This window comes from Vibrio sp. Vb0667 (genome assembly GCF_033391095.1).
The window spans coordinates 1-2009 of the sequence record NZ_JAWPOL010000087.1; the positions used below are offsets into that span (position 1 = coordinate 1).

Sequence of the window (2009 nt, forward strand, 5' to 3'; positions counted from 1 at the left end):
GCAACCGAGGGGGGCTGGGAATACAAAGCAATGTATCCTGTGCCAGAACAATTTCAAACCTTGGGGCAAGAGCTTGGCTCACCCAATATCGCGCTGCCCTATTTCCCTCAACCTGTGGTTTATGATCCCGAACTGGCAAGCCAATTGCGCTTGGTGTTTGAGACTCTAGAAAAATCGGACAATCGACTGCTGCGAGAAACCTTGGTGTACGGTACGTTGATCAAATTGGCGAGTAAACACAGCACTCACCGCGCACCACTAAAAGAATCCACCAAAGCGCAACGACAGTTACAGCTTGTAAAGGAGTTTTTAGAAGACTTTCCACAAACCGATGTGTCGCTGGAAGAACTCGCGAAACTGGCTGGGCTGAGCCCTTTTCACTTACTGCGCGAATTTCAAAAGCAATTTGGCTTTCCGCCTCATGCTTACCAGATCCAGCAACGTTTACGTATGGCGAAAAAGCTGCTCAAACAAGGGCAGAGAATCTCTGATGTCGCACAAGAATGTGGTTTTCATGATCAAAGCCACCTGCATCGACACTTTAAGAAAGCCATGGGCGTCACGCCGGGCCAATATCTTCGCTTTAGCTAAATCCGCAATATCGTACAAGGCGAGATGCCTCTACCACGTTACGTTGATAGCCTGACTTCAAAACAATTAAGAACAAACAATGGATAACACTTTGCCGTTACAAGAAGAATCAAAAGCCACTTTATTTTGGCAAGGCACACTCGCAATGATGCCGTTGAGTATTGCCGTACTGCCTTGGGGACTCTTAGCAGGTTCGTTCGCGATTGATACAGGGCTTCACCCGCTAGAAGGACAAGCGTTATCCGCGATTCTTTTCGCGGGCTCCGCTCAGCTCGTCGCGATGGGAATGATAAAAGCGGGCGCGGGGTTAACCACTATGTTGCTCACCACGTTTTTCATCACCTCACGACATTTTCTCTACAGCGTATCCATGCGCAGTAAAATTGCACCACTTCCGCTTAAATGGCGGCTATCGCTTGGTTTTCTGTTAACCGACGAGCTGTTTGCCATTGCAGGCCATCATTCTGACGAACAATTTAATCGCTGGTACGCCCTAGGCGCCGGATTGAGCTTCTATCTGTTCTGGAACCTTGCGACGCTGACAGGCATCGTGGCAGGTAGCCTAATCCCAGAACTGAATGAAATGGGGTTGGAATTTGCAGTAGCCGCAACCTTTATCGCGATTGTCGTACCCACGATTAAAAATGCAGCGGTACTTTCTAGCGTCTTAGTGGCTTTGGTAGGCTCAGTCGCGTTAAGCTATTACCAAGTGGAAGGAAGTTTGATGATTTCGAGCATTTTAGCCATGTTAACAGGCTATTTTGTCGAACAAGTGCAGGAGAAACGCTAATGATTATGCTGTCAATTTTACTCATGACGCTGTTGGTGTTCACAAGCCGATACTTGTTTCTCGAACCGAAGTTGCCATTAAAGCTTGGCACGCGCACACAAAAGATTCTCAACTACGCGAGTCCGGCCGTTTTAACCGCGATCTGGGCGCCGATTGTCTTCATCCCCGAAGGGGAACTCAGTGTCAGCGTACAAAACCCGTTTTTATTGGCTGCGACATTGGCTGCGTTGATCGCCTATTTGACAAAAAACGTTCTCTTAACGACGGTTGTCAGTATGGTGGCGTTTCTTCTTTTGCGCATTTGGCTTTAATCAGCCACCCACTCAATTTCTAACAAGGTGACGTCGCCACATTTTAAACGCCCAAGGAAGACGTCGCCTTGATGGACTTCGCCAACCCCTTGCGGCGTTCCCGTCATTACCACATCACCGTCTTGTAAAGTTGTGTAGCTACTTAGCTCATCCAAAATCGCAAATGGCGGATACAGCATCTGTTGTACGTGGCCTTTTTGCACACGAACACAGTTAATCAATAGTTCTAAGTTAAGGTCATGAATATCAATGCCCTCAAGAGGCACAAAGCGGCTAAAAACCGCAGAACCATCAAATGCTTTTGCTCGCTCCCAAGG

At 47.9% G+C, this 2009-nt stretch carries 4 protein-coding genes; 3 read left to right on the plus strand and 1 reads right to left on the minus strand.

The annotated features are described in order from the left end of the window. The 3 genes from R8269_RS23555 to R8269_RS23565 form a co-directional block, all read left to right on the plus strand. The coding region (locus R8269_RS23555; RefSeq protein WP_318222697.1) for an AraC family transcriptional regulator at positions 1–591 on the plus strand (591 nt) is incomplete at its 5' end. A gap of 79 nt (positions 592–670) precedes the next feature. Further along, a complete protein-coding gene (locus R8269_RS23560) occupies positions 671–1381 on the plus strand; it encodes an AzlC family ABC transporter permease (protein WP_020842318.1) in 711 nt (236 codons plus the stop codon). Continuing rightward, positions 1381–1692: an AzlD domain-containing protein gene (locus tag R8269_RS23565; protein WP_017447854.1), complete on the plus strand. Its 312-nt coding sequence runs from the start codon at positions 1381–1383 to the stop codon at positions 1690–1692. The genes R8269_RS23560 and R8269_RS23565 overlap by 1 nt, the downstream gene beginning before the upstream one ends. On the opposite strand, the gene R8269_RS23570 is transcribed toward R8269_RS23565, so the two are convergent. Continuing rightward, a partial coding sequence (locus tag R8269_RS23570; RefSeq protein WP_318222698.1) for a fumarylacetoacetate hydrolase family protein occupies positions 1689–2009 on the minus strand: 321 nt, incomplete at its 5' end. The two genes, R8269_RS23565 and R8269_RS23570, sit on opposite strands and share 4 nt — an antisense overlap.

Bases quoted from the DNA above. Each gene is read 5' to 3' on its own strand.
- R8269_RS23565 (WP_017447854.1), top strand. From the start codon at position 1,381: ATGATTATGCTGTCAATTTTACTCATGACGCTGTTGGTGTTCACAAGC.
- R8269_RS23560 (WP_020842318.1), top strand. From the start codon at position 671: ATGGATAACACTTTGCCGTTACAAGAAGAATCAAAAGCCACTTTATTT.